This window comes from Stenotrophomonas sp. Steno-C18 (assembly GCF_056393195.1).
In genome coordinates, this window is sequence record NZ_JBWJOX010000021.1 from 1 (window position 1) to 2156 (window position 2156).

General features: G+C 71.2%; 1 protein-coding gene. It reads left to right on the forward strand.

Going from position 1 to position 2156, the window contains the following annotated elements; translation table 11 throughout:
• Positions 1 to 2156 (forward strand): YadA family autotransporter adhesin (locus AC06FE_RS19500; RefSeq protein ID WP_478073985.1); only part of this gene is annotated, 2156 nt, incomplete at both ends.

A 2156-nucleotide genomic window follows, 5' to 3' on the forward strand; every position in this document is an offset into this window, starting at 1 on the left:
CCACCGCCAACAGCAAGTACTTCGTTGCCACCGGCGAGAACGGCGCCATCGCCGAAGGCGAGGAGGCGACTGCATCGGGCAGCAACGCGATGGCGCAGGGGGACTACGCCACCGCGCTGGGTTCTTCCAGTTCGGCACTGGCGCTGGGGGCTTCGGCCATCGGTAGCGGCGCGGTGGCCACCGGCCAGTACGCCACGTCCACCGGTTACAACGCGGTGGCCGAAGGGGATTCCAGCACCGCCAACGGTGGCCGCCTGTACTTCGAGGATGCCGACGGCAACGTCGTGCTGGACCAGACCACCACGGCGTCCGGCGTGGGCGCATCGGCCTTTGGCGCCGGCGCGGTGGCGACCGGGGCGTTCTCGACGGCGAATGGTGCCGGCGCGACGGCCGAGGGTGCGCAATCCACCACCACCGGCTACCGCAGCAGCGCTGGCGGGGCCTATTCCACCGCCAACGGCAGCTTTGCCGATGCCAGCGGCGCACGTAGCACGGCGCTGGGCTATGGCAGTGAATCCACGGCCACCTATGCCACCGCGGTGGGCTTCGCGGCGGTGAGCAGCGGCGACTACAGCACCGCGGTGGGCGGCGTGGCCGACATCGGCGACCTGCTGTACGGCTTCCCGGGCTTCATCACCCAGGCGACCGAGGCCAGTGGCGTTGCATCCACCGCCTTGGGCAACGGCGCGCAGGCGACTGATCTGGGCGCGACCGCCGTGGGCACCGCGGCGACCGCCGAAGGGGTGCAGGCGACCACGCTGGGCACGTTGGCCGCGGCCGCCGGTGACGGCGCCACCGCGATCGGCGGCGGCAGCTACGCCAATGCCGAGAACGCCACCGCCGTGGGCTTCCTGGCCGAGGCCAGTGGCGTGAACAGCGTCGCGCTGGGTGCCAACTCGGTGGCCGATCGCGACGACACCGTTTCGGTCGGCAGCGATGGTGCCGAACGGCAGATCACCCACGTGGCGGCCGGCACCGAGGCCACCGATGCGGTGAACAAGGCGCAGCTCGACGATGTCGCCGCCGTCGCCTCCAACACCGACAAGTACTTCAAGGCGACCGGTGGCGACGACAGCGATGCCGGTGCACTGGCAGAGGGCCAGAACGCGACGGCGGCCGGCGAGGCCAGCAACGCCATCGGCAATGGCGCTTCGGCCTACGGCAACGGTGCCAATGCACTGGCCGACAACGCGACCGCGCTGGGTACCAGCGCGCTGGCGACCGGCGAGGGCGCGATCGCCGTGGGCCTGAACGCCAATGCATCGGCGCAGGACAACATCGCCATCGGTACCAATGCCAGCACCGCGCAGGGCGGGCAGCTGGCCATTGGTGCGGACAGCAGCGCCAATGGCCTGTTCGCCGCGGCCATCGGTGCGGACGCGCAGGCCTCGGGCCTGGCCGCGACCGCCATCGGCAACGCGGCATGGGCCACCGGGCGTGAGTCCACGGCCATCGGCTTCGGCGCGACCGCCGATGCCTGGCAGGCGGTGTCGGTCGGTTCGGGCGCATATGCGACGTTCTTCGGTACCGCCGTGGGCACCCAGGCGCAGGCCGCCGAGGTGGCCACCGCGGTGGGCCAGAATGCCATCGCCGACATTGCCGGTGCCGCCTTCGGCGTGCAGACGCGCGCCGGGCAGGGCGGCGTGGCGGTCGGCAACAACGCCGCCACCGGTGAAATGGGCGTGGCGGTCGGCACCAATGCACTGGCCGGGCAGGATGCCTACAGCGAAACCGAGGGCAAGCAGACCACCGCGCTCGGTGCCGAGGCATGGGCGACCGAGGACGGCGCCACCGTCGTCGGTTACAACAGCTACGCGCAGGCGCAGAACGCAACCGTGCTGGGCTCCAATGCGTGGACCACCAAAGACGCGCAGAACAGCGTGGTGCTGGGTGCCGGTTCGCTGGCCGACCGGGCAAACACGGTGTCGGTGGGTGCCGCGCAGGAATGGACCGATGCGGCCGGCGTGACCCATGCCGCCATCGACCGGCAGATCACCAACGTCGCCGCCGGTACCGAAGGCACCGACGCGGTGAACGTGGACCAGCTCAATGCAGCGGCCGAAGGCGCGCTGCTGGCGGGCCGCTACTTCAAGGCCAACGGTGCCGGCGACGGCAGCGATGACGCGGTGGCCAGCGGTAACGGTGCCACGGCGGCG